At 69.4% G+C, this 21,644-nt stretch carries 21 protein-coding genes and 4 tRNA genes; 12 read left to right on the top strand and 13 right to left on the bottom strand.

Features of this window, described 5'->3' with window-relative positions; genetic code table 11:
* Position 1: 1 nt before the first annotated feature.
* Both F4556_RS25160 and F4556_RS25155 read left to right on the top strand, forming a co-directional pair.
* Complete coding sequence (locus tag F4556_RS25160; RefSeq protein WP_184919825.1) at positions 2-1,252, top strand: IS110 family RNA-guided transposase; 1,251 nt, start codon at positions 2-4, stop codon at positions 1,250-1,252.
* Between the two features lie 246 nt (positions 1,253-1,498).
* On the top strand, positions 1,499-2,068 hold the full coding sequence (locus F4556_RS25155; protein ID WP_184919823.1) for a hypothetical protein: 570 nt from the start codon (positions 1,499-1,501) through the stop codon (positions 2,066-2,068).
* Positions 2,069-2,132: 64 nt separating this feature from the next.
* Here F4556_RS25155 and F4556_RS25150 read toward each other — a convergent pair whose 3' ends face one another.
* The gene (locus tag F4556_RS25150; protein WP_184919821.1) at positions 2,133-3,665 is read right to left on the bottom strand and encodes a terminase large subunit domain-containing protein; all 1,533 of its coding nucleotides are present in this window, start codon (positions 3,663-3,665) and stop codon (positions 2,133-2,135) included.
* Positions 3,662-4,213: a hypothetical protein gene (locus F4556_RS25145; protein WP_184919820.1), complete on the bottom strand. Its 552-nt coding sequence runs from the start codon at positions 4,211-4,213 to the stop codon at positions 3,662-3,664. The genes F4556_RS25150 and F4556_RS25145 overlap by 4 nt, the downstream gene beginning before the upstream one ends.
* A 265-nt stretch (positions 4,214-4,478) precedes the next feature.
* Here F4556_RS25145 and F4556_RS25140 point away from each other — a divergent pair, with 265 nt between their 5' ends.
* From F4556_RS25140 to F4556_RS25110, 7 genes are all read left to right on the top strand, one after another.
* Positions 4,479-5,498: an SRA domain-containing endonuclease gene (locus tag F4556_RS25140; RefSeq protein WP_184919818.1), complete on the top strand. Its 1,020-nt coding sequence runs from the start codon at positions 4,479-4,481 to the stop codon at positions 5,496-5,498.
* 304 nt (positions 5,499-5,802) lie between these two features.
* Complete coding sequence (locus tag F4556_RS25135) at positions 5,803-6,153, top strand: hypothetical protein (RefSeq protein WP_184919816.1); 351 nt, start codon at positions 5,803-5,805, stop codon at positions 6,151-6,153.
* Positions 6,154-6,331: 178 nt separating this feature from the next.
* On the top strand, positions 6,332-7,003 hold the full coding sequence (locus tag F4556_RS25130) for a hypothetical protein (protein ID WP_184919814.1): 672 nt from the start codon (positions 6,332-6,334) through the stop codon (positions 7,001-7,003).
* A gap of 608 nt (positions 7,004-7,611) precedes the next feature.
* A tRNA-Gln gene (locus F4556_RS25125) sits at positions 7,612-7,684 on the top strand.
* 10 nt (positions 7,685-7,694) lie between these two features.
* Positions 7,695-7,779: transfer RNA gene (locus F4556_RS25120), tRNA-Ser, on the top strand.
* Positions 7,780-7,799: 20 nt separating this feature from the next.
* A tRNA-Ser gene (locus F4556_RS25115) sits at positions 7,800-7,894 on the top strand.
* A gap of 1 nt (position 7,895) precedes the next feature.
* Positions 7,896-7,975 (top strand) — tRNA-Tyr (locus tag F4556_RS25110).
* 97 nt (positions 7,976-8,072) lie between these two features.
* On the opposite strand, the gene F4556_RS25105 is transcribed toward F4556_RS25110, so the two are convergent.
* The 8 genes from F4556_RS25105 to F4556_RS25070 all read right to left on the bottom strand — a co-directional run bounded on the left by F4556_RS25105 (position 8,073) and on the right by F4556_RS25070 (position 15,172).
* Positions 8,073-8,642, bottom strand: coding sequence for a site-specific integrase (locus tag F4556_RS25105; protein WP_184919812.1), 570 nt, complete (start codon positions 8,640-8,642; stop codon positions 8,073-8,075).
* Positions 8,643-8,863: 221 nt separating this feature from the next.
* Entirely contained in the window at positions 8,864-9,529 is a 666-nt protein-coding gene (locus F4556_RS25100) for a hypothetical protein (protein WP_184919810.1), read from the bottom strand.
* A gap of 69 nt (positions 9,530-9,598) precedes the next feature.
* Positions 9,599-11,011: a ParB N-terminal domain-containing protein gene (locus F4556_RS25095; protein WP_184919808.1), complete on the bottom strand. Its 1,413-nt coding sequence runs from the start codon at positions 11,009-11,011 to the stop codon at positions 9,599-9,601.
* Entirely contained in the window at positions 11,004-11,675 is a 672-nt protein-coding gene (locus tag F4556_RS25090; RefSeq protein WP_184919806.1) for a ParB N-terminal domain-containing protein, read from the bottom strand. Before F4556_RS25090 ends, F4556_RS25095 begins: the two co-directional genes overlap by 8 nt.
* 105 nt (positions 11,676-11,780) lie before the next feature.
* Complete coding sequence (locus tag F4556_RS25085; RefSeq protein ID WP_184919804.1) at positions 11,781-12,056, bottom strand: hypothetical protein; 276 nt, start codon at positions 12,054-12,056, stop codon at positions 11,781-11,783.
* A 157-nt stretch (positions 12,057-12,213) separates the two neighbouring features.
* A complete protein-coding gene (locus F4556_RS25080; RefSeq protein WP_184919802.1) occupies positions 12,214-12,468 on the bottom strand; it encodes a hypothetical protein in 255 nt (84 codons plus the stop codon).
* Between the two features lie 1,236 nt (positions 12,469-13,704).
* Positions 13,705-14,802, bottom strand: a complete 1,098-nt coding sequence (locus F4556_RS25075) for a ParB/RepB/Spo0J family partition protein (RefSeq protein ID WP_184919800.1) — start codon at positions 14,800-14,802, stop codon at positions 13,705-13,707.
* Positions 14,803-14,968: 166 nt separating this feature from the next.
* Positions 14,969-15,172 (bottom strand): hypothetical protein, encoded by a 204-nt coding sequence (locus tag F4556_RS25070; RefSeq protein WP_184919798.1) that lies wholly within the window; start codon positions 15,170-15,172, stop codon positions 14,969-14,971.
* Between the two features lie 251 nt (positions 15,173-15,423).
* Between F4556_RS25070 and F4556_RS25065 the strand changes: the two genes are divergently transcribed.
* Together F4556_RS25065 and F4556_RS25060 are read left to right on the top strand one after the other, a co-directional pair.
* Complete coding sequence (locus tag F4556_RS25065; RefSeq protein WP_184919796.1) at positions 15,424-15,948, top strand: hypothetical protein; 525 nt, start codon at positions 15,424-15,426, stop codon at positions 15,946-15,948.
* A gap of 43 nt (positions 15,949-15,991) precedes the next feature.
* The gene (locus F4556_RS25060) at positions 15,992-16,765 is read left to right on the top strand and encodes a hypothetical protein (RefSeq protein WP_184919794.1); all 774 of its coding nucleotides are present in this window, start codon (positions 15,992-15,994) and stop codon (positions 16,763-16,765) included.
* 18 nt (positions 16,766-16,783) lie between these two features.
* On the opposite strand, the gene F4556_RS25055 is transcribed toward F4556_RS25060, so the two are convergent.
* On the bottom strand, positions 16,784-17,788 hold the full coding sequence (locus tag F4556_RS25055; RefSeq protein ID WP_184919793.1) for a recombinase zinc ribbon domain-containing protein: 1,005 nt from the start codon (positions 17,786-17,788) through the stop codon (positions 16,784-16,786).
* A gap of 75 nt (positions 17,789-17,863) precedes the next feature.
* The gene (locus F4556_RS25050; protein ID WP_246511081.1) at positions 17,864-18,121 is read right to left on the bottom strand and encodes a DNA-binding protein; all 258 of its coding nucleotides are present in this window, start codon (positions 18,119-18,121) and stop codon (positions 17,864-17,866) included.
* 290 nt (positions 18,122-18,411) lie between these two features.
* On the opposite strand from F4556_RS25050, the gene F4556_RS25045 reads away from it, so the two are divergent.
* A complete protein-coding gene (locus F4556_RS25045; RefSeq protein ID WP_184919791.1) occupies positions 18,412-20,037 on the top strand; it encodes a site-specific integrase in 1,626 nt (541 codons plus the stop codon).
* 64 nt (positions 20,038-20,101) lie between these two features.
* Here F4556_RS25045 and F4556_RS25040 read toward each other — a convergent pair whose 3' ends face one another.
* Positions 20,102-21,505, bottom strand: coding sequence for a hypothetical protein (locus F4556_RS25040; protein ID WP_184919789.1), 1,404 nt, complete (start codon positions 21,503-21,505; stop codon positions 20,102-20,104).
* Between the last annotated feature and the right edge of the window lie 139 nt (positions 21,506-21,644).

Raw genomic sequence — 21,644 nt, 5'->3', positions numbered from 1 at the left:
TGTGGTATCGCCGAAGTTCTTCGCCGGCGTCGACTGGTCGGAGCACCTCAACGATCTCGCCGTGGTCGACCGGTCCGGCGAAGTCATCGCCAGCACACGGTTTGAGGCGACCCCGGCCGGAGTCCGCGACGCCCTCGCGGTGCTCTCCGGCCTACGGACCAGTCACACCTTCTCGCGCCGGTCGGTGCCGGTCGCGATCGAGGCCAGCCGCGGCCTGCTCGTCAACGCGCTGCGCCGCCACAGCCAGACCGTGATCCCGATCCACCCGTCCACCGTCGCCCGGTACCGGGGCCGTCTCAACCCCGGCAACCGGAAGAAGTCCGACGCTGGGGACGCCGCGCTCCTCGCCAACATCCTGCGCACCGACGGCCACGCCCACCGCCCGCTGCACACCAACTCCGAGGAAGCCGACGCGGTCGGCGCCCTGACCCGCGCCCAGCTCCGAGCCTCCCGGACCCGCCAGTACCACTACCTCCAGCTGCGCTCGCAGCTGCGGGCGGTGCACCCGGCCGCCGTGACCGCCTGGGGGCACCTGGACGGCCGACTCGTTCGCCCCGAGGCGCGGGAGGTGATCGCCCTCGCCCCGAGCAGCGGCCAAGCCGCCCGTCTCACCCGCAGGCAGATCCGCGCCGCACTCGATCGCGCCGGCCGGACCCGGCTCCTCGACTCCGAGACGGATCGCCTGTTCACCCTGTTCCGCGAGCCGGTCCTGCGCAACCCCCCGGCAGTGGAAGACGCCCTCGGGCAAGAAGTCCTCGCCACTCTGCGGCTCCTCGGCGAAGCCTGCCTGAGCGTTGACGAACTCACCTCCGCAGCAGGCGAGTTGTTCAGCCAGCACCCGCAGTCCCGCATCTACCTGTCCTTCCCCGGCGTCGGACTGCTCACCGGCGCGCGCCTGCTCAGCGAACTCGGAGACGACCCCACGCGCTTCGCCACCGCGAAGGGCCTCGCCGCCTACGCCGGAGCCCGACCGTTCACCTGGGCGAGCGGCACCTCCCGCACCGTCCTGCACCGCAGGGTCGCGGCGAACAAGCGCCTGGCCGCGTACGGGCACTACTGGGCGTTCACCTCGCTGACGAAGTCCCCACAGTGCCGAGCCCACTACGACAAGCGGCGGGCCGCCGGCGACCGGCACAACGCCGCCCTGCGGCGCCTGTTCGGGAAGCTGCTCGCCTCCCTGCACCACTGTCTCCTCCACGACGAGCTGTTCGACCCGGAGGCGGCGTGGCCACGGCCTCCCGGCCCTGCCTGACGCCTCGGGTGGGCGGACGGGCGGCCGGGCCGGAGCAACGCCTGAGAATGCACCCCGGGCCGCGAGCCCCGAAGCGGGAACGGTGCCGTGCCCGGCCGCCTCTCCGCCCACCTGAAACAGCACGTTCACCACACCTCCGAACCCTTTGCGGAAGGACCAACTCCGATGCGCGGCCTGCTCGATGAGACCTACCTCAACGTTCTTTGCGACCACCTACGGGAGAAGCCGCCCGCTGGCGGGGACTGGGTGACCCGGGCCCGCGGGTGGGCGGCACCGCCTGGCTCCGACCATCCCGGTGCCGCCCTCAAGATCGCCGCCACCACCCGCGCTCTGTACCAGGCTGCGGCCGACGCCGAACTGCCTCTCCCCCTGGGGTACGACTCGTCTACGCGCTACCAACTCCTCGCCCGGGACAACGCGTTGGCAACTACGCTCGCGGTGTACGCCGTGATGACCGCCACCGCCCCCGGCGGGCAAGCCCACGTGCCGGGCGGCCCCAGCATCGGCACGGTGATCGGCGGCCTGCCCCGCCGCGGGACGACCCAGGAGATCACCGCCATCGCGACGATGCGGGCGATCGAGCACGGCAGCCGGCAGGCCATGTCCCGGCTCATCCACGACGCCGCACGGGCCAGAGGCTCGGTGGTCGACCTGCGCACCGTCGCCGTGCTCGCGTTCGCCGTCGCCGGGAGCAGCCGCGCGCAGCAGCTGACGACCAACCCGACCGGGCACTGGCTGCACGCCCTTGACGGGCAGGAGTCGTGGACGCCGGTGTACGAGGTCAGCCGGGACTTCACCGCCGCGATGGCCGCCTGAGTTCCGGTCCTGCTGGCGCGAGTGGCCTCCGATCCGTCGCCGGAGGCCACCCGCACCGCACCCTTCAGCGCCTGCCGCGAAGTCGGCCGTCGTCCAGGCCCTGCGACAGAGCGTCGAGCCCGGCACCGGCCAGTTCCGTCAGGCCATGGACTGCGGCGTCCATCCGGTCCGGGGAGTCCATCCCGGGGACCCACGTCGCCATCTGACCTTCCAACTCCGGGTAGTGGCCGACATGGTGGACACGGCCCTGCTCGTACAGCTGCGCCACAGGCTCGGCCCGGAGCCGTTTGCCGACCTTCGCGTTGACCTCCACGATCATCGGCATCAGCTGACCTCGGGCCTCACCGTCCCGGGCGAGCTGGTCCCACGCCTGCGTGAGCACCTGCTTGGCCATGTTCCCGCCGTAGTTGGCCTCCACCACGATGGCGTCGGCCCGCAGGCTGAGCGCCAGCCTGCACGCGGTGAGGCCCCAGTCGTTCGCCCCGAGCGTGCCGGACTCGTCCGCGACGACGTACAGCTGCTCGTGGAAGTCGGAGGCGAGCCCGATGATGCCGGTCTCGTCGTTGACGGCGGAGTCCCCGCCGGAGGGGTCGACCGCGACGACGACCCGGGCCATCTCCGCGCCGGCGAACTCCACTGGCGTCACCCGGGCCCGGTCGATCCAGGCCCGCTGCCACACCCCGCCCTCGACCGGGCGGGGCTTCTGCATGAACAGGCTCCACCACACCCGCTCGCCGACCGCACGCCGGATGCCGGCCAGCGCCTTGTGCCCGTACCGGGCAGGCCACAGCGGCTGGCCGACCTTCCGCCCGAGCGCGTCGTCCGGGCTGTCCGCGATGGCAGGCAGGTCGATGATCGTCCAGTCCGACGCGGTCTCCCCGGCGAGGATCCGCCCAGCAAGATCATCCTCGTGCCACCTCGTCTGAATGACGATCACCGACCCTCCGGGCTCCACCCGGGTCAGCAAGACGGCCTGCCACCACTCCCACAACTTGCGCCGCTGAGTGGGCGATTGGGCTTCTGCGTCGTCCTTGATCGGGTCATCGACGATCGCCAAGTTGGCGCCCTTGCCGGTGAGGCCACCGCCGACACCGGCCGCGAACAGGCCGCCCTCCCTGCCCGCGATGTCGAACCGGTGCGCGGCCTTCGACCCCGGGTGGAGGGTGATGCCGAGCTGCTCACCCCACTCGGTGATCGCATCGCGGATCCACCGGCCGTGGTCGTCCGCCAGGTCGCTCGAGTACGAGGCGATCATGACCCGGTGGTCCGGCCGCTGGAGGAGGTACCACAGGGGCGCCCACCGGGCGGCACGGCGGCTCTTGCCGTGCCGGGGCGGCATCGTCAGCAGCAGCCGGACCGTCTCCCCCGCAGCGATCCGCCGGAACGCGTCGTCGATCAGGTCCAGGTGAGCCGCCTGCATCTCCCGGCCGTCGGTCAGCACCGCGGCGAGCGACCCGGGCGAGTACCGCAGCGCCATGTCCCGCTCGACCTTGGCCAGCCTGGTGCGCAGCGCCGGCGACGCCTGCTCGGCAATCGCCCGGCGCCGCTCCGCCGGAAGCCGCCGGTACTGCTCGACCAGGTCGTCCGTCGCGCTCACTCGCCGTCCCGGACCACGGCCGGGTCGGTCAGGGCGATCAGTGCCGCCAGCTCGTGGCCGGTGGCATCCGCGGTCAGCTCGATCGGGCCGCCGTCCTGCCCGGTGACCTCCGTCTTCGCCGGCTGGTCGAGCCCGAGCAGCCGCGCCCGGCGCTCCATGATCCGAAGCGCCCGGTCGATCGCCGGAAGGTCCCCATCCTTCACCGCCTTGCGGTAGGCGACGAGGAACATCCGGTCGAGGCGGGCGTCCTCCAACGCCCGCAGCTCCTCGACCGCAGCCTGCGACCCGGTGATTCGGTGTTCGAGGGCCTGCGTCACGTCCCTGTTGACTGAGCGGATCAGCGTCTCGTCGTCCGGGGCGGGGCGCCCCTTGGTGTACAGCTCGTGGCCGTACCCGAGCGGGTACGCGATCCGGTCGGAGTTGATGATGGGGTCGGCGGCGAGCTTCCGGCCGACGGTCAGCGGGTCGGCGCCGGCAAGGCGCAGTTCTACGGCGTCGGCCCGCCGCCGGGCGATGGCGGCGCGCTGGGCCCGGGTGGGGCGGGGCATGGGCGCTGAGTCCTTCGAGTGCGCCCCCGCGCCGATACCCATGATCCCCCACCGCGCGGCAGTGATCGTCGGCGATGGCTCCAGCTACCTGCGGCCCCGGTGCCGATCTAGCAGCCCGGACACACCCCTCCCGCGTTCTCTATGGGAGAACGTTGCAGGCCAGAGGCCCATGATGCCGTGATCCACCGTCCATATCCGCCCCCCAAGCCCTCGGGCAACTAGCTCGCACTTCCAGCTAGTTCGAAGACCTGGTAGGTTGGACTCCATGATGGCCCACCCGACACCCGAGGAGACCCTGCAACTGGGCATGGAGATGACTCGCGCCCAGATCATCGACCGCTTCGGCGGGCGCCCCCAGGGCGCGATCTCGCCTTCCCGCACCACGGCCACCGTCGTAGTGCTCACCGGCCACCGGCCGCTCAACGACCCCACCCACCCCGTGGACGGCTTCACCCCCGACGGCATCCTCCACCTGACCGGCGAGGGCAGCCGAGGCGACCAGGAGATGAAGCAGGCCAACAAGGCCCTGCTGAACGCCAAGGCGGAGGGTCGCGTCGTGCTGGTCTTCCACGCCATCAGCGGCACCCGCTCCAGGAAGACCTATCGCTACATCGGCCAGTTCGAACTGGACGCCGAGCAGCCCTACTACCTCACCGACGCCGCCGACCCAAACGGCGGAACCCGTCGCGTCATCGTGTTCCGGCTCAAGCCGGTCGGCGAGCACGCCGACGGCATCCCCCAACTGCCGGAGATCACCCCGCCCCCGAGCACCACCTTGCTGACACCGGCCAGGACCGAGCGCATGACCGCCTACCTGGCGGAGCCGATCGACTCCGAACCCCTCGGCGACATCGGGATCTACGTCGACTCCGCCCGCATCCACCGGCTCGCCGAGCCGTACGGGGAGCGCGTGCGCCCTCGGACGACCATTGTCCGCCGGGAAGCGAGCCTCACTGCGGCGTTCGCCGCTCACCTCCAGCGCCTCGGCCACCAGGTTGTGCGGCGCCAGATCAACGTGCCCGGCGTTCGCAACCCTTTCATCACCGACCTCATGGACGACACCACCAACACCCTCTACGAGGTGAAGAACTCGGCGTCACGGGGTGAGATCCGTACCGCGATCGGCCAACTCCTCGACTTCCAGCGGTTCCTGGACGCCCCCGCTCTCGGCGTCGTGCTCCCGTCCGAGCCCTACCCAGACCTCATCGACCTGTGCACCGGCCTGTCCATCGAGGTCATCTGGCCCGTCCCGGACACCGGCGGGTTCACGTCCAGCAAGCACTGAGGCCAGGGGTTCCCGCCCCCGGCCCCAGATCACATCCAGCGACTCGCGCGGTTTCTCAGGCTCCGCGAGTGCTGCTCGCCGCCCATCTCACTGAACAGGAGCACCCCCAGTATGTCCGACCACTTCCGCCTGCGGAAACCCCAGGCCAGGTGGCACTAGAGGCATCTCGCACACGCCACCGGGCCAGCACTGGCCCGGTCACCCGACAGCACCGCGTGCGCACAGGCACCGCCGGCCGCCAGCCGGACAAGCCGACAACAACTCCGCCATCCCGGTGGAGACTTACGACCCTGGGGGTTCCGACGTGCTCAACGTCGTCCATTCGCTCATCACCAACGAGACCGCCTGGAAGGTGCTTGGGCTCGCCCTGGGCATCTCCCTGGACCTGCTGCGTCAGATCCTCGACCAGCGCCGCACCCGGCGCGACCGGCCTGCGGTCGACGCGGCGGCGGCCGCCGAGGTCAGCGCGCCCACACCCCTCTTCCCGTCCCGCCGCGTCGGCGAACTGCACCGCGCCGTCGAACGCCACCGGCGCAACACCCCGACGACCGGCAAGTCCACCGCCATGGTCCGGGTCATCGCGGTGACCGGGCCGACGGCCACCGCGAGCCGCCGGACCCCGAACCGCCGCCGGCCGAGCACCCGCCGGTCGTAGTCGACCAGCCCCAGACGTCGAGTGGTCCGGCCCCAGCGGGCGCCAGACCACCCGACGTCTGGGCTACAGGCGGACACCACAGACCGGACAGTCCAAGTCACTTCTGCTCTCTCGCGGGGCCCGGCGCCACGGCTGGTCGGAGCTGTAGGTACTGCACTGCCCGGATACGATTCGTGCCATGTCTGATCAGCCACTCAGTCCCACGTTGCACGACTTTCTCGCGTGGTATGAGCAGGTCGACGACGGTGCGGCGCAGGATGCTGAACGAGTGCGCGCGGTCGCGGTAGCCAGAGGCGTTGATCCGCTGGAGCTGGACACCGAATCGTGGAAGGCCCTCTCCCCTGCGGAGTCCAATCACGGCGGACCGGACGCCGAACCTGACCTTGATGCCCATCGTCGGGCGGTTAGGCGGTGGCTGCTGTTCGTCAACAGAGTCGCGCCAGAAGGACTAGACCCTCCACTTCACCCCGTACTGAGGGCGTGGACTCGGCATCCCGAGATGGTCCGCTATCGCAGCCGAGCTTCTCGGGCCAACGACGCCCGGAAAGTGAACCAGATCGTCCTGTTCGAGGGCGGTGTCGATCCTCGTGAGCTGTACGTGGCCGACACCACCTGGTACTTCAACCTCGGCGGGGGAACCCGCGGTTCGGTTGCAGCCATCCGCTACCTGGCCGAGCAAGGTCCCGGGGGCCAGGTCAACATGGCCACAGCCATGGACTACCAGAGTGCCCTGTCGCGGCTGGAGGACTGGCTCTCAGCAACCGGCAGCTGGAAGCGGCCCCTGGAGGACTTCGACGACGGACCTCCTGCTGCACACGATGCCGCTGACCACCAGCTAGGCGTGGATTGACCAGTAGGCCCTGAACCGGCTCCATCCCGCTGAATCAGGACCCGAGAAGGCCGCCGAGCAGCTCGCCTAGAAGGCGGGCCGCCAACCGTCCCGCGCCCAGCCTCCGTGTCGGCAGGGCCACTGCCCGTGGCCTACGCACCGTGGTCCGCCGTACTCGGGGTCGGCCGGTTCGGAGTGCCCGCCAGGTGCGCCGCTCGCTACTCATGGGCTTCTACCTCTCCTGGGGCCGCCGGGCGGCGGCTGATAGAGAGGACTGTGCCGGATCTTCGGGGAGGTTCGGGGAAGTCCCTCACAGGCTGTGGATAAGTCGGGGGTTGTGGACAACGCCCGCTCGGACGGCCCAGTGCCTCGGGTTCCGGCGCGCAGTCGGCTTGCGCGAAATTCGATTGCCCCTGCCCTCGGCCGTGCCGCAGAGTAGGCGCATCAGCCCGGCGCCAACGCCACGGAGAGGAACGCACGTCATGAGCAGCAGCCAGTCGTATCAGCGTTCTTCGAGCTCCCAGCAGAGCCAGGGGTATCCCTCAGCGCGGTAGACCGGCACCTTCACGTGCCAGGCCGTCCGAGGGGATCACCCCTTCCGGGCGGCCTTCTCGTTGCCGCCCCCGCAGTGCCGGATGGTGCCACTGGCAGCACGCCTGACTCTGGATCGGGAAGTTCGGGGTTCGAATCCTCGTCCGGCAGCGCAGCACCTGGAGAGTTGGCCGAGTGGTAAGGCAGCGGCTTGCTAAGCCGTAGTCGGGTGGAAGCCCGCGCGCGTTCGATCCGCGCACTCTCCGCGCAGTACAAGGCAGTTCACGGAGGAGCCAGCCGACAGGTGGCGCCGGCCTCGGTCTTGAAAACCGTTGGGGTGCGCGAGCATCCGTGTGGGTTCGACCCCCACTTCCTCCGCCAAGGGCGAGCTGGGCATTGGAGAGCCCAAGGGTCTGTAACACCCCCGCTTCGGCTGTGCCGGTTCGACTCCGGCCTCGCCCACTCCGACAGCCATCCACAGACCGCCGGTGGGCCCGCGCGTATCCCTAGGGGTATGCGCGGGCCCACCGGCGGTTGAGCCATCCGACGGGTGAAGGTGTCAGCGGTGGAGCAGCCCGGCGTCCTCGGTGACGATCCGGTCGATGCAGGTGGCGACCTCCACGTCCCAGCCCAGCGGCAGCTGGCCGTCGTCCGTCACGCCGAGCGCACCCAGGTAGGCCAGGACGTAGTGCTTCGGCAGGTCTTCGAGGTCGGCGAGCCGCTTGAGGAGGTAGCTGCGCAGGGCGAAGGAGGAGGTGGCGGTGGCGCCGGCGTCGGCCAGGAGGTCGCTGATGTCCGCCTGGATGCGCTCGGTTCCGTATCCGGGGAAGAGCGGATCGTCGCCGCTGAGGCCGGATCGTGCTGCCTCCAGAGCCTCCGCCACGGTCGCCGCGACCACGACGGTGCGGGGCCCCTTGGCACCGTTGATCGTCAGGCGGTGGCAGCCGTCGTCGACCGTGATGCTGCTGGCAGTCAGATCGGGGTATTCGCTCGGCCGGAGACCGGCGAACAGGCCGAGCCGGACGACGAACTCGGCGGGGTCGCTCTCTTCCCGGGCCTCTGCGAGGAGAGTTGCGACCTCATCAGGCTCGACGGCTTCGGGCATCAGGGAGGAGTGCTTCTTGGTCACGTGCGTCCTTCGGGGATATCGGCTGGGGCGAGAGTAGGGCAGGGCACTGACGTTGGATGGCCTGGCCGGCCGAAGTTGGCTCCGCGAGCCGTCGGCGGGTGAAAGCCCGTCGGCGGCGGCCTTGCTGAGCTGTCGCCGGCGGCCGACCGGTCGCGTGGCGCTGAAGGCCGCTCTCCCGGCCGGCACTGGCCGGGAGAGCGGGTTCGGGTGCGGGCGGTGGGCTACTGGTTGGCCGGTCCGATGTCGGTCGGTTGGCTGCCGGAGATCGGGAGGGGGAGTTGAGGCGTGGCCGCTGGCGCGGGCTCGGGAGCGCCCGGCCTTGACCACCGGTTGTTGCGGGATTCGCCGCCCAGGCCCCCCGTGGTCTTCACCCGAGGTGGCCTCGGGAGGAGTTCCACCTGCCCTGTGCCCGGCCGGAGGGTGGTGATGCGCGGCCGGTCGCCGTGCACGTCCGGGACGCCGCGGGCTCGGAGGTAGTGGGCGAACTGCCAGTTGCGGCAGGTCCAGTAGGCCGGATCGTTGGCGTGCGGGTCGTCGTCGGGGACGTTGTCGGTGGCGGTGAAGTCGATGGGCTTGACGCCGTCGAGGTGGACGGTGAGGCCCTGTACGTCCAGGGTCTCGGTGTGGCCGGGGGCGGACTGGACGGCCAGGTGCGGGTTGTCCTCCCACCGGTAGGGGGCGGTGGTGACGCCGCACAGGTACCAGGCGAGTGCGTGCGGGAACTCGTCCAGGTGGACGGTGACTTCCTTGGTGGTTTCGTCGACGAGGCGGCTGTAGCGGCCGTGGAGTGCGACCGCGCAGTGCCTGCTGAGGTCGATGCCCGTGACGTACTTGAGCCACAGGTGCCGGTACCTGCGGTCACCGACTTGGACGGTAATGGATGGCAACTTGCTTATCCCATCTGCTAGTTGAACGAAAGCTTACATCTCTATTTTATACTCCTTTGGGGGGTTGTCCTAAGCGCCGTCGCGCTCCCGGCAGGCCCGCATCAGCGCCTCGACCAGCGGCCGGTGACGGTTGTGCCGGTAGTCCCCCGGGTACTCCATGTTGAACTCCAACTCCAGGGCGGCCCGCCGCTGCTCCTCCGGCAGGGCCTTCGGCTTCCGGCACACGGCGTAGATGTTGCCGCCGTTGGGGTTGCCCCGGATGTCGACCTCCTCGAAGTACCGCTCCATCAACTTCCGCAAGGACGCCGGATCGTGGAACCGCTGCATCGTCCAGACGCCGGCGCGGAAGCTCGCGGTGAAGCCGTTCTCGTCCAGGAACTCGATCGACCGGCGGTAGCGGCCGTTGTTGCGGGCCTTCTTGCCGCTGACCCTGCGCTCGACCGAGCCGAGGGAACGCGTCCCGGTGTAGAAGGTGCCGCCCTTGGCGAGCAGCGAGTTGCAGGCGATGACGACGGCCGCCTCGAACTCCAGCGACGTGATCGAGTTGATGACGCTGTCGAGCACGACGACGTCGTACAGGCCGTTCGCTGGGATGTCCCGCTGAAGGTCCCGGATGTGGCTGACGGTCGCCGCGACATCCAAGGCGTTCTGCTTGCCGGCGGCCTTGACGTGCGGCTCGTACCAGTGCGCGTCGAAGCCCTGGTCCTTGATCTGCTTGATGTAGGCGAGCTCTCCGGCGCCGAAGTCCATGACCCGCTGGCCGGGGCGCAGCGCGGGAAGGACGTGCTGCTCGTAGGTGGTGGACTTGTTGGAGTCGCCGTCGTCGCCGCCCAGGCGGTGCATCTGGCACCAGTGCTGGTTGTAGGCGCGAATGCCGAGCTGGGTGTAGTCGTAGACGCCGTAGTCGCCGTCCAGCCACACGGCCAGCTCGTCGGCTTCCTGCACGGACAGCCGGTAGCACAGCAGCGGCAGCTTGAGGTCGCTCACGACCACCGCGTAGTCGTTGTTCAGGATGACCCGGCCGTCGTGGTCGGCGACGACTGAGCCCCAGGTGCCGTACCGGGTGACCAGGCGGCGGATCTCCGCCTGGATCGCCGGATTGGAGCGGGACACCGCGGTCACGTCCTCGGGGGCGATCCACTCCCAGCCGTGCCCGTCCGGCCCGGACGCCGGCACCCGGACCTTGGAGCCGTCCGTCTCGATGGAGTTGTGCAGCAGGTTGAACTGCACTTCGTCCTGCGTGGAGACGTGGCCGTCGAGGAGGATCGCCGGGGCGTGGGTCTGCCCGATGGCCTTCAGCGACTTGGTTCGCTGGTGGCCTGCGACGAGGATGTGGTTGCCGTTGACGATGACGGGCTTCACGCAGCCGAACAGGGCCAGGGACCGCTGGAGCCGGTCGAACGCCTCCTCTGTGAGGCGGCGCGGGTTGTACGGGGCGGGCTTGAGCTGCCCGATCGGGTAGGACTCGATGAACTCAGGCATCGGCCAGCTCCCGCTGCGCGTCGTGCTGGTCGAGGAGGTAGTGGGCGAAGCCGGTGTCGGTGCCGCGCGCGGTGTAGAAGGCGTCGTGGACGTTGTTCAGCCGCTCCACCTCCTCCTTGGTGATCTGCACGCGGGTCGTGTCCCACTGGACGAAGCCCCACTGGAGGTGTTCGTCGGCGGTCTTGTCGCCCTCCCGCTCGGTCGTCTCGGCGGCGAGCTGGGACGGCAGCTCGATCGAGTCGAGGAGGTCGTCCACGGCGTCTTGGTCGTAGCCGGTGCCGTCGAGGTCGGGCAGGGCGGACAGGATGTCGGCGAGGAGTTCGGTGTCGTACCCGGCGAGGTCGGAGGTGCGGTTGTCGACGATGACGATCTTCGCGGCGTCGTCGTCGTCCACGTCGACCCAGGTGACGGCGATCTGGTCCCAGCCGCGCTGTACGGCGGCGTCCCAGGTGTGGTTGCCGGCCAGGATCTCGGACGGTCGGCCGGTCAGGGTGCCGCGGTTGACGACGATGGGCTTGAACTGGCCGTGCCAGTACAGGGAGTCGGCGACGGAGTTCACGTCGCCGCGTCGCGGGTTGCGGTGGTAGCGGATCAGGTCGCCGATCGGGACGGCGAGGGGCAGCAGGGAGTCGACGATCCGGTCGACGGGCTTGCGCTGAGGCACGGAGCTGGTCCTTCGTAGGCCGATTCCCCGCGCCCTACGCGGCAACCAGCCTAGACGATCATTCCAAGCCCCCAGCGGCTGGTGGCTGCCCCGGGCAGCGGGGGCTCAGCTGGTCTCGGCCTTGATGGCGGAGTAGTTGATGATGTCCTCGACGGTGATGCGGTGGCCGTTCACGGTCGAGACGTGTCGACGGAGCCGGGACAGCTGGAGGGTGGGGTCACCAGCGCAGGCGAGGCCGATCGCGAGCAGTGCAGCGTCGCGGTTGTCGTACGTGCCGGGCAGGAACTCGGAGCCCAGGGAGATGAGCCAGCCGATGTTCGTTTCCGCGCCGGCGGGCGAGTAGATGGTGAACGGGCCGACCGTGTCGAACTGGGCTGCCATGCGGGTCGCCTTACTGATCGGGGCGGCTCCTGGGGGGTGCCGCGGGTGTGGGTGCGCCCGGCCGGACAGTGGGTCCGGCCGGGCGCGTTGAGGGTGCTGCTGGTCTTCGGGGCGGGCTCACCGCTTCGGCTCGTTCGGCGTTCAGCGGTAGCTGCTGTCATGGGCCGAGGCGATCCTCGGCGCGGGCCTGCTCCGGGGTGATCTCCCCCGCGCAGAGGCGACGGACGATGTCGGCGCGCTCGACAGGGGCGCTGTAGCCGGCGGTGAGGAGTTCAGCGGCTGCGGCGAGCCGGGCTTCGGCATCTTCGGCACGGTCTCGGAGCTGGTCCAGCTCGGGGTCGGTGATGTTGCTGGCGGTGAGCTTCGCCACGGGGAGGGTCGGGTCCGGCTGGCACTGGCAATCGGCGGTCACTTCGGGCTCCGTTCCGCTGGGTCGAGTAGACGGTAGCCGGTCCGTCGGACGTGCCCGGTCGCGGTGGTCGCGGTCGGGTGGAGGACGCCGAGGAGGACGTCGCGGCGTCGGGGCGGGCCGTCGAGGGTTTCGATCTCGGCTCGTCCGCCGCCGAGGGCGATGATCCGGATGCGGCGTCCTTCGTTGAGCGGGTGGCAGGAGATGTACTCCCCTGGCCGGGCGCCGGCTGGGGGCTGGTCATCGGTTGTTGCACCGGCAGAGGGCGGAGATGGGGTTGCACCAGGAGTCGCACGCCTTGCACCAGACGGCTCCGGGCCAGGGTGGGGTTCGGTCGGGCTCGGTGGTGCTGGTGGCGGTCACTTCGGTGTTGTCCTCTGGCGGTGGGAGTCGAGGGCAAGGAGCAGCAGTTCGCGATGGAAGGCCGCGTTCGGGTCGGGCCAGCGGGTGCTGTGCCTGCGGGGTCCGGGCTTCGTCGGCTGGGGAGGTCCGGGGAGGTCCCGTTCTGCACAGAGTGCTGTGAGGGGTCCGTACCGTTCCTGCATCAGCCGGGCGTACGCCTCGGGGTCTGCTGCGCCGTCGGCCTGGTAGGTGTCGGGCACTGGTTGCTCCTTGGGTGTGCGCAGGCCCGCCCGACACGGAGCGGTCGGGCGGGCCTTGTCGTGACGTGCTGGCTGGCGTTTCCCCTCGCGGCCTGCTCATGGGAGCGGCCCGGTTCTGGGAGGTGGGGCGCGGGGGGAGTGCCGCCTTCCAGGACCGTGAGGGAGGTGTCACGGCGCGTGTCACCGGGGGCGGCTCCGGATGGGGCGGTTCCGCTCCCCGGTGACATGCAGACCGTACCATCAATGAGTCCCCATACAAGTTGAGGGTTTAAGGCATGTCGGTGGACTCCAGCTCCTCCACGGTGCAGCCATCGAACGGGGTGGTTCCGAAGTCGTCTGTATCCGGGTCATCACCGGGCAGGGCGAACAGGGCGTCCGGCTTCCCCCTGCCATACCAGGCGGTGGGGGACATCTGGATCCAGTCGGGCCGAGGCATGCGGTCCGTTCCTTCCCTGAGCGAAGTTGTTCGGGTCATTGTGCAGTGGGTGCACCTGTGGGCGCAGCGGGGGCCGCCGGCACGCGGACGGACCCCCGGGGTTCCGAGGCGCGCCGGTCGGCTCACTGGCACGCACCGCGGGCACTTCGGCGGGGCCCGGGCCCCGGGCGGCCCCTTGCGGGGCCGCCGGCGGGGCGGCTGTCAGGCCGCGACGGGCACCGAGGTCTCGTCGGCGGGAGCGTCGGCCTCGTTCTCGGCCTCGGCGGTCGCGCCCTCGGCCACGACCTGGGCCAGCATGTCGGCGAACTCGGCGTCGAGGTCGGCGGGCTGCGGCTGGTCCTGCTCGTCGTCGGGCTCGGCCAGGTTGGGGGCCTCGGCCGCGCTGGAGGTGACGATCTCCTTGGCGTCCGCGAGGGCCTTGGCCTGCCGGATCTGGAACTTGGCGTCCTGGAGGCTCTTGGCGGTGCGCTCCAGCTGCTCCAGGCGGGTGCTCAGCTGGCCCTCCAGGGCGGTGGCCAGGTCCTCGACGGGGGTCTTGGCCAGCTCCTCCAGCAGGGCGCGGACCCGCTCGATCTGGTCGAGCTTGTTGCGGGTGCCCTTCTGGACGGCGACCCGCTCCGCCTTCTCCTCCTCGCTCAGCTCAGCGATGTCGAACATGCTGGGCTGGCGCTCCTGCTCGCGGACCTGGTGGGCGAAGTGCAGCAGGGTGTTCTCGTCCATCGGCTTGCCGCCCTCGCCGCCCTGGGCCCACTTGGTGATGACGGCCTGCTGGTTCTCGGGCTTGAGCTCGGAGATGCGGTGGGCGGCGGCGGTGCCGATGTGGCCGTGGGTCAGGTGGTGCTGGACGGCGGGGATCAGGTCGAGCAGCTGGAGGCGGATCTTGATGTAGCGGACGGACTTGCCGAAGGACTTCGCCACGTCGGCCTCGGTGAGCGCGCTGCCGTCGTCGTTGGTGTCCTCGGTGAGGATGCGCCGGTAGCCCCGGCCCTCCTCCAGCGGCGTCATGTCGGCGCGGTTGACGTTCTCGGCCATGGACCGGCGGAACGCCTTGATGTCGGAGGCGACGGTGACGATCTCGGCCGGGATGGTGGGGTTGCCGGCCACCAGGTTGGCACGGTAGCGGCGCTCGCCCATGACGATCTCGTAGCCGCCCTGGGGGCGCCGGCGGACCTCGATCGCGGTCATCACGCCGTGCTCCTTCACGGAGGCGACGAGCTCCTTCATCTTCGTCTCGTCGAAGTACTCGCGCGGCTGGTTCGGGTTGGCGTGGATCTGGGTCATCTTGAGCTGCTTGGCCATGGTGTTGTTCCCATCCGGTAGGTAGGGGGCCTGTCCCCCTCTCTTGTTTTAGATTCTATACTCTTTTGGATGAGGGTACAACACCTGGGCAGCCAAGATCGAGATTCCCCACCGGCCAACGGAGGGACTATAGAGGCGCTCTGAAAATACTCGCGCCAGTCACGAACTACTGTACGGGCAGCGGGATTTCAAGGCGCACGGCCGGCGCATTCAGCGCCATCAGGCCGGTTTCCTTCGGAGTCGCGAGAATGGCAAGGGCACCGAGCGCCGCACGACCAGCCAGGGGGTTTCCTCCGCCGGGCTCGGATTCCACTCCGGCCTGGCGCAGCTCTGCAAGCACACGCATCACCCCTGCGCTGTCGATAGCCACCGAACAATCCCCCTGTGCGGGCGCAGGCGGCTGGCATCCAGCCCACGCGAACCTGGCCCCGGCACGGGTTACCGCAGGCCATCATGCCGCTGAGCTGGTTGGATGGCCCGCAGCCTGCATTAGCTTGCATGCGATTCTTCAAGCTGTCAAAGGTGAAACCTTCGATTCACAGGCCGCGAAGCGGATAGGCTACCTGTTGCCGATCGCCAACAAGAAAACCGTATCGCGGCACGAACACACCGGGATCTAAGATGGCCACGCTAGCCTCCACCACCGACAGTGTCTGGAGCCTGTCCGCGAAGCTTCTGTTCCTGCGCGGGCGCCTCACGCGCGAAGGGGGGAAGGAACCCACCACGCGTGATCTCGCATCGCGGACAACGGACGAGAGCGGCAAACCGAGCCTCGACCACACCGTGATTCAGCGCACGCTGAGCGGGAGCAAAACGAACCCGCCCTGCCGTACCATTCTTGGGCTGGCTCAGGCATTCGACTGCCCGCCGGCGTTCCTTTTGCCTGGGTCTGATGACCTGGAATCGCTGGAGGTCTACTACGGCCACGAGCAGGCCCGCGAGGCGCTGCGCCTGATTGCCGATCTCGGCGAGAGCGGCGCCGAGGGGCTCCTTCAAGCGGCACGCGCCCTGCGGGCAGCCCGCGGCTTGGAGGACTCCCCCGGTACGACGGCCGACACCGGCAAGCCCCGGCGCGCAAGGCGCAGACTGTCGCGCGCCGAAGCCGCCGAAGCGAGCCGCCAGGAGATTCACGGGCTGTTCAGCTAGACCTGCCGCCGCCTGCGGCAGCACGACTCGAATCGAGAACGACGTGGACTTCGCGGCCCCGCTCCTAAGAGCAGCCCTGGTCGTCGCCACCGCCACCGCCGCAACCACAATCAGCCTGGCGGTGAGGAGCCGACGAGCCGGGCGGCCCAGAGCCGGCGGATGGTGCCTGGTTCGCTGGAGCCGCTACACCGCCGCGACCGGCGGCGCGGCCGCGATCCTCATCTCCCTGCCTGCCATCGGCGGCCGACTCGAAGCGGCCACCGGAGTGGACAACCTCGGCATGCTGGCGGCGCACCTGTTCGGCGTCCTCGCCATCGTTGGCGTCCGTGCTCTCCTCGTCACGTGGACCTACCCGCCCGCGGCCTGGTTCCGCGCCGTGCGCATCCGCTTCGGGGCAGCTGTGGCCGTCGCCGCGGCCCTCACCGTGTTCGCCCTCACCACGCCGAGCGGCATCGACCTGACCAACGAGTACGCCCACGTCGACGGGGCCGCCAACTACCTGCTGGTCATCGACGGGTACTGGGCGGTCACCGGTGCGGCCATCGCCAGGGACTGCGTGCCGCTGGCCATCGACAACGCCCACGCCGGGCATCGCTCCATCGCTGCCGCGCAGGCGCTGATAGCCGCCGGTGGAGTCGCTTCCGCAGTCTGGGGCGCCACCGAAGGAGCCTTCGTCGCCGTCACACAGATCCACGGTGAGGCGTGGAACGTCAGCGTGCAGGACACCGTCAGCTCCACCTGCGCGGGGCTGTTCGGCCTGTTCCTGTTCAGCGGCATCGCGGCCTGCTCCATCCGCCCGGCGCGAACCCGGCGCTGATCTGCTCGCCCCGGTGGACTACTTGGCGGTGCGCAGATCGGGCGGCGGCGGTAGGTGACGCCACCACAGCTTCACCCGGCCGGGCTTGATCGTGCGCGTCCCCCGCCCGCCCTGGAAAATGTCGACACGCCACAGCATCAGCAGGGCCAGTCCGCGCTTCGCCTCCGTCGGTGCCGTGTTCCACCATGTGACCAGTTCCTCGACGCTGCCGGTGACCGGCGTCGACGCAGCGCACTCCAGGCGGCGAATTGCCCGGTTGAGGGCCTTCGTCTCCCGTGCGGCCTCGGCCTTGGCGATCCCGGCGCTCTTAGCGGTGATCTCCCGGTGCAGCACCATCGTCCCGAGGGAGTCGACGGTCTCGCGGACCTCCGCCAGCCGGGCCCGGTGCTCCTCCAGCTCCCGCTGCGCCTCGGCGCGTGCGGCCTCCAGGGCCTCCTGGGTGCCGGGCAGCATCAGGCGGGCGACGATGTGCTCGCCGAGATGGTCTTCGAGGAGTCCGGCGGAGATGCGGACCTTGCCGCACTCCCCCGGCCGGTCGGCGCGGGGCCCGTCCGGACAGCAGTAGCCGGGGTGGCCCGCGTTAGTGCGCAGCCCCTGGGTGCTGGCGCCGCACATGCCGCACGTCACCAGGTCGGTGGAGCCGAAGAGGTAGTCGTAGTCGGGCACCGCCTCGGCGGGCTTGCCGTCCTTGTCCTTCTTCGCCGCCTCGATGGCGTCCTGCTTCTGGAGCTTGGCGAACTGGGCAGGGGTGATCATGCCCGGGTGGCCGGCGTCGACCAGGTTGCCGTCCGCGTCGTACGTGAGACCGGCGATGGCCGGGTTCCGCAGGAGCCGGGCCAGGGTCTTGCCCGAGAACGGGGAGCCGAGAGTGCCGACGAAGCCCGCGTCGCGCAGGAAGGCCGCGCCTACGGCGAAGGGCTCCCCGCCGGTGCGGCGCTCTACGACCGACTGCACTGCCTGTGCCTCGTCTTCGAGCAAGGCGCGCTTGGCCGCGTCCGCGAAGCCGAAGATTCTCGGTGCCACCGGTATCCCATCCCATCGCGCCACCGACGTCACGTGATGGCGACACTTCAAAGTGTCACCATCACGTGACGCCCGTCACGAGTCCATGACAAGTCCGTCGACTTGGAGGAGCCTCCACAAGGACGCGGTGAGCACACGCCGTGTGCCGCTCACGACGATCAGGTCCAGCGGGAAGGTCCCCGCCTTGATCGCCTCGTACGCCTTGTTCGGGCCCATCCCGAGTGCGCTCGCCGCCGTCGTCACGTTGATCGTGACGGGCAGACTCAGGACCTCGCGCAGCGTCATGCCCCGCTCGGTCTTCACGACCCGCTCATCAGGCTTGTCGATCTTCATGTTCAGTTCGTTGTCGCGTTCTCCCCCGCGCCAACTTGAGTCCAGCGTACCCGGGCCGGAAAGGCCGGTAAAGGTAACGACGGACAACTAAGGATAACCAAAGTCAGTTGACATACAACAATCGGCCGACCCGCATGAAACCCCTACCCTGCCGCCAAGTCCCTTGGCGACAAGGGCCGTTGTGCGTACGGTCGGTGTAAATTAAGGCATAATAGAACACGTATGCGAGTGACTGTCCGTGGCAGCCCACGGCCAGCGAAGAAGCGGAGCGAAAGGCAAGGCTCGGACACATGTTCGAGGAGAAGACCTACAAGAAGTGCATGTGCAAGGGTCCCCAGTGGCACCGGCGCGGCAAGCTCAAGGGGAAGCCTGTTCTCGACGAGCAGGGCGTCCAGAAGATCGGCTACCTAGGCACCGGATGCCCCCGCCTGAGCGAGCGGAACCACGGGACCTGGCACTTCTTCCTGGAACTGCCCGCCGGCCCCGACGGCAAGCGCCAGCGGTTCCGCCCCGGCGGCTTCCCCACCCAGAAGAAGGCCGCCGCCGAGTGCAAGAAGCTGTGGAAGCAGCACCAGGACGGCCTGGACGTAGGCGTGCGGGAGACCACCGGCGACTTCCTCTCGCGGTGGATCACGGGCAAGAAGGACATCGCGCTCGGGACGGCCAACAAGTACCGCGAGCACATCGACCTGCACATCAACCCGTACATCGGGCTCATCGACCGCAAGGACCTCCGCAAGGCCCACATCGAAGGCATGTTCGCCTCGATCGCCGACCGGAACACGGAGATCGAACTCCACCGCGACTACGTCGACCTCCTCACCGCCGACTGCGAGCGCAAGCGCGCCGCCTGGCGCGAAGGCTCCAAGGCGGACCGGCCGGTCCTGCGCGCCGCCTGGATGGAGGCCCGCGAGCTACTGGCCGTCGAGCGCAAGAAGAAGAAGCGGGTCACCGGCCCCACCACGCAGCACCGCATCCTCGCCACGCTCCGCAGCGCCCTCGCTGACGCCCTCCTCGCCGAGGAGATCAGCAAGAACTGGGCAGAGCTGGTCACCCTGCCCAAGGTCAAGGCCCCCAAGCCACTGCTGTGGACCCCGGCCCGCGTCGCCCACTGGCGGGCAACCGGCGAGGTCCCCGGCAAGGTGATGGTGTGGACACCGCAGCTCCTCGGCGAGTTCCTCGACACCTACGTCGACGACGAGCTGTTCGACCTGTGGCACTTCATGGCCCTGCGAGGCCCGCGCCGCGGTGAAGCGTGCGCGCTTCCCTGGTCTGAGGTCGACCTCGACCAGATGCAGGTCACCATCAGCCAGCAGCTCGTCTACATCGCCAGCCAGCTCTACCAGACCGCCCCGAAGGCGGACTCCGAGCGGACCATCAACCTCGACTCCGAGAGCGCCCGCCTCCTGGCCGACCGCCACGACCGGCAGGCTGTCCAGCGGAAGAAGGCCGGACGGGCGTGGAAGGAGACCGGCCTCGTCTTCACCAAGGAGAACGGCGAGGCGTACCACCCCGACTACCTCACCTATCGCTTCGCGAAGCTGGTCGAGCTGGCGGACCTGCCGCCGATCACCCTCCACGGCCTCCGCCACGGCGCGGCGTGCATCGCACACTACGGCGGCGCCGACATGAAGGACATCAGCGACCAGCTCGGCCACTCCGGCATCCAGATCACCGCCGACACCTACACCAACACCCTGGAGGAGGCGAAGCAGGCCCAGGCCGAAGCCGCCCTCGCCGTCGTCCCCCGCGCCGGCCGCCCCGCCCCCGTCGAGGCCCCGGTACCCGAGCCCGCCCCCGTCGAGGCACCGGCTCCGGTGCCGGTGCTGGCACCGACCGGCGGCCGACTCACCGCGCTGCGCCGCGCCCAGCAGAAGAAGCTCGCGGCGAAGACCGCCGAGTTGGTTCCGGCCTGACCCCCTATCGCCAGAGGGGGCGGTGACCTGGTGGTCACCGCCCCCTCTGCATGCTGCGCTTCTACTACTCGCTGGTGGCCGTCGGCTCCGGAGCCGGGGCCGGCCAGTTGAAGCGACGGAGGATGTCCCGGTAGAGGACGTCGTACTCCCTCAGCTCCTCCACGAACGGCTTCCACATCGCGTCGCGATCCGGGCCGAGGTGGGCGGTCGCCTCGTAGACCTGCTCCAGGACGCCGTTGACGCGTCGCCCCCAGCACTGGCTGTTGTCCCACCAGGCTCGCAAGACAGCGGGCAGCGATTCCGCGTTCAGGAACGGGGCACACGGCAGCACCCCGCTCCTCGTGACGAGGTCCCCGGAGTCGTAACTGTGAACCTCGCCGATGACGTCGACCAAGAACGAGACGTAGTACGGGTCCGGCCGAAGGCTGATCACCTCGACCTTGCTCCGGTAGGCCAGCTGCGCGAAGGCCGTCTCCAGCTCAGGGAGGGACTTCCTCAGCTCAGGGTAGGTGACCAGGCCAAGCATCTTGGTCTCCGCGGTCGTGAGGGAGGCGGTCAGCTCCTTGCCGTTCTCCCCGATCTGCACGATCCGGGCCTCGAAGAGGCCCCGCAGGGTCTCGGGGAGCACCTTCCAGAAGGCGGGCACGTCGCCCAGCCGGGCAAGCGCCGACAGTTGGATACCGGGCTCGGCTGCTGCGAGCTTGTCCATCTGCTTGGCCAGGCTCTCCTCCACCACAGTGGCGTCCTGGTCTGCGAAGCAACGCAGGCAGTCGGCCATCCGATCGGCGAACACGCTGGCCGGCACCACAAGCTTGGGATCTTCGATCTGGAGGGCGGCGAACTTCGCCGCGAACTCGACCACGCGGAAGCGGGCGGAGGGGCGGACACGGTCGAAGTAGGTGTGGACGAGGTGGCCGCGGTGCAGGATGAACGCCGGGTCGGCGACGTGGTGCATGAAGCTGTTCAGCACCTTGCGGCCCTGGCTGGGCGGGTGGATCAGCAGCGCGTCCAGGGCCGCCATCAGGTGGGCGCGGGCGTAGTCACCGGTCGGCTCGTACGGCTCGCCGAGGGGCCGAAGTGAGGGGTGGGCACTCTGGTTGCGGTCCTCGTGCAGGCGGTCCAGCTGGATGCGCTGGGAGGCGTCGATCAGCTCCAACTTCAGCGCAGTGTCAACTAGCCCCCGCTCGACAGCGCCCATGATCTCAATGCTGCTCTTCCGGTCCTTCGGGTCGGTGCTGGCCGCGAGCGTCTGGGCCTCCAGCACCTTCTTGGTGATCTCCTTCGCCTCCGGCTCGCCGTCGTCCGCGAGCACCAGAGCCTTGGCCATCACGTCGGCGCAGACCGCGGTCCAGGTGAGCACGATCGCGGCGCGGTGGATCCCGCTGGCGTAGGCCCGGTAGGCGTCACGGACGAACTGTCGGACCTCTGGGGTGTGGACCCGGGTCACGAGCTCTTCGAGGTTGATCACAGACTGCTCCTCCCCTCCCCCGGCCAGGGGGCTACTCCGGCCGGGGCGGCTTCATGTCGGCGGGCGTTGGGCATGGTGCTACACGCTCGCGGGGAGCAGCTTTTCAGAAGTCCGCTCTCCTCCGCCATGTCCGCTGGAT

It is taken from the genome of Kitasatospora gansuensis, assembly GCF_014203705.1.
Lineage (GTDB): Bacteria > Actinomycetota > Actinomycetes > Streptomycetales > Streptomycetaceae > Kitasatospora > Kitasatospora gansuensis.
This window is presented reverse-complemented; position numbering and strand designations above follow the sequence as displayed.

Excerpts from the sequence above, each read along its gene's own strand:
- F4556_RS25145 (WP_184919820.1), bottom strand. The coding sequence starts at position 4,213 with ATGCCCCGCCCCACCCGGGCCCAGCGCGCCGCCATCGCCCGGCGGCGG.
- F4556_RS25140 (WP_184919818.1), top strand. The coding sequence starts at position 4,479 with ATGATGGCCCACCCGACACCCGAGGAGACCCTGCAACTGGGCATGGAG.
- F4556_RS25130 (WP_184919814.1), top strand. The coding sequence starts at position 6,332 with ATGTCTGATCAGCCACTCAGTCCCACGTTGCACGACTTTCTCGCGTGG.
- F4556_RS25095 (WP_184919808.1), bottom strand. The coding sequence starts at position 11,011 with ATGCCTGAGTTCATCGAGTCCTACCCGATCGGGCAGCTCAAGCCCGCC.
- F4556_RS25085 (WP_184919804.1), bottom strand. The coding sequence starts at position 12,056 with ATGGCAGCCCAGTTCGACACGGTCGGCCCGTTCACCATCTACTCGCCC.
- F4556_RS25075 (WP_184919800.1), bottom strand. The coding sequence starts at position 14,802 with ATGGCCAAGCAGCTCAAGATGACCCAGATCCACGCCAACCCGAACCAG.
- F4556_RS25065 (WP_184919796.1), top strand. The coding sequence starts at position 15,424 with ATGGCCACGCTAGCCTCCACCACCGACAGTGTCTGGAGCCTGTCCGCG.
- F4556_RS25050 (WP_246511081.1), bottom strand. The coding sequence starts at position 18,121 with ATGAAGATCGACAAGCCTGATGAGCGGGTCGTGAAGACCGAGCGGGGC.
- F4556_RS25045 (WP_184919791.1), top strand. The coding sequence starts at position 18,412 with ATGTTCGAGGAGAAGACCTACAAGAAGTGCATGTGCAAGGGTCCCCAG.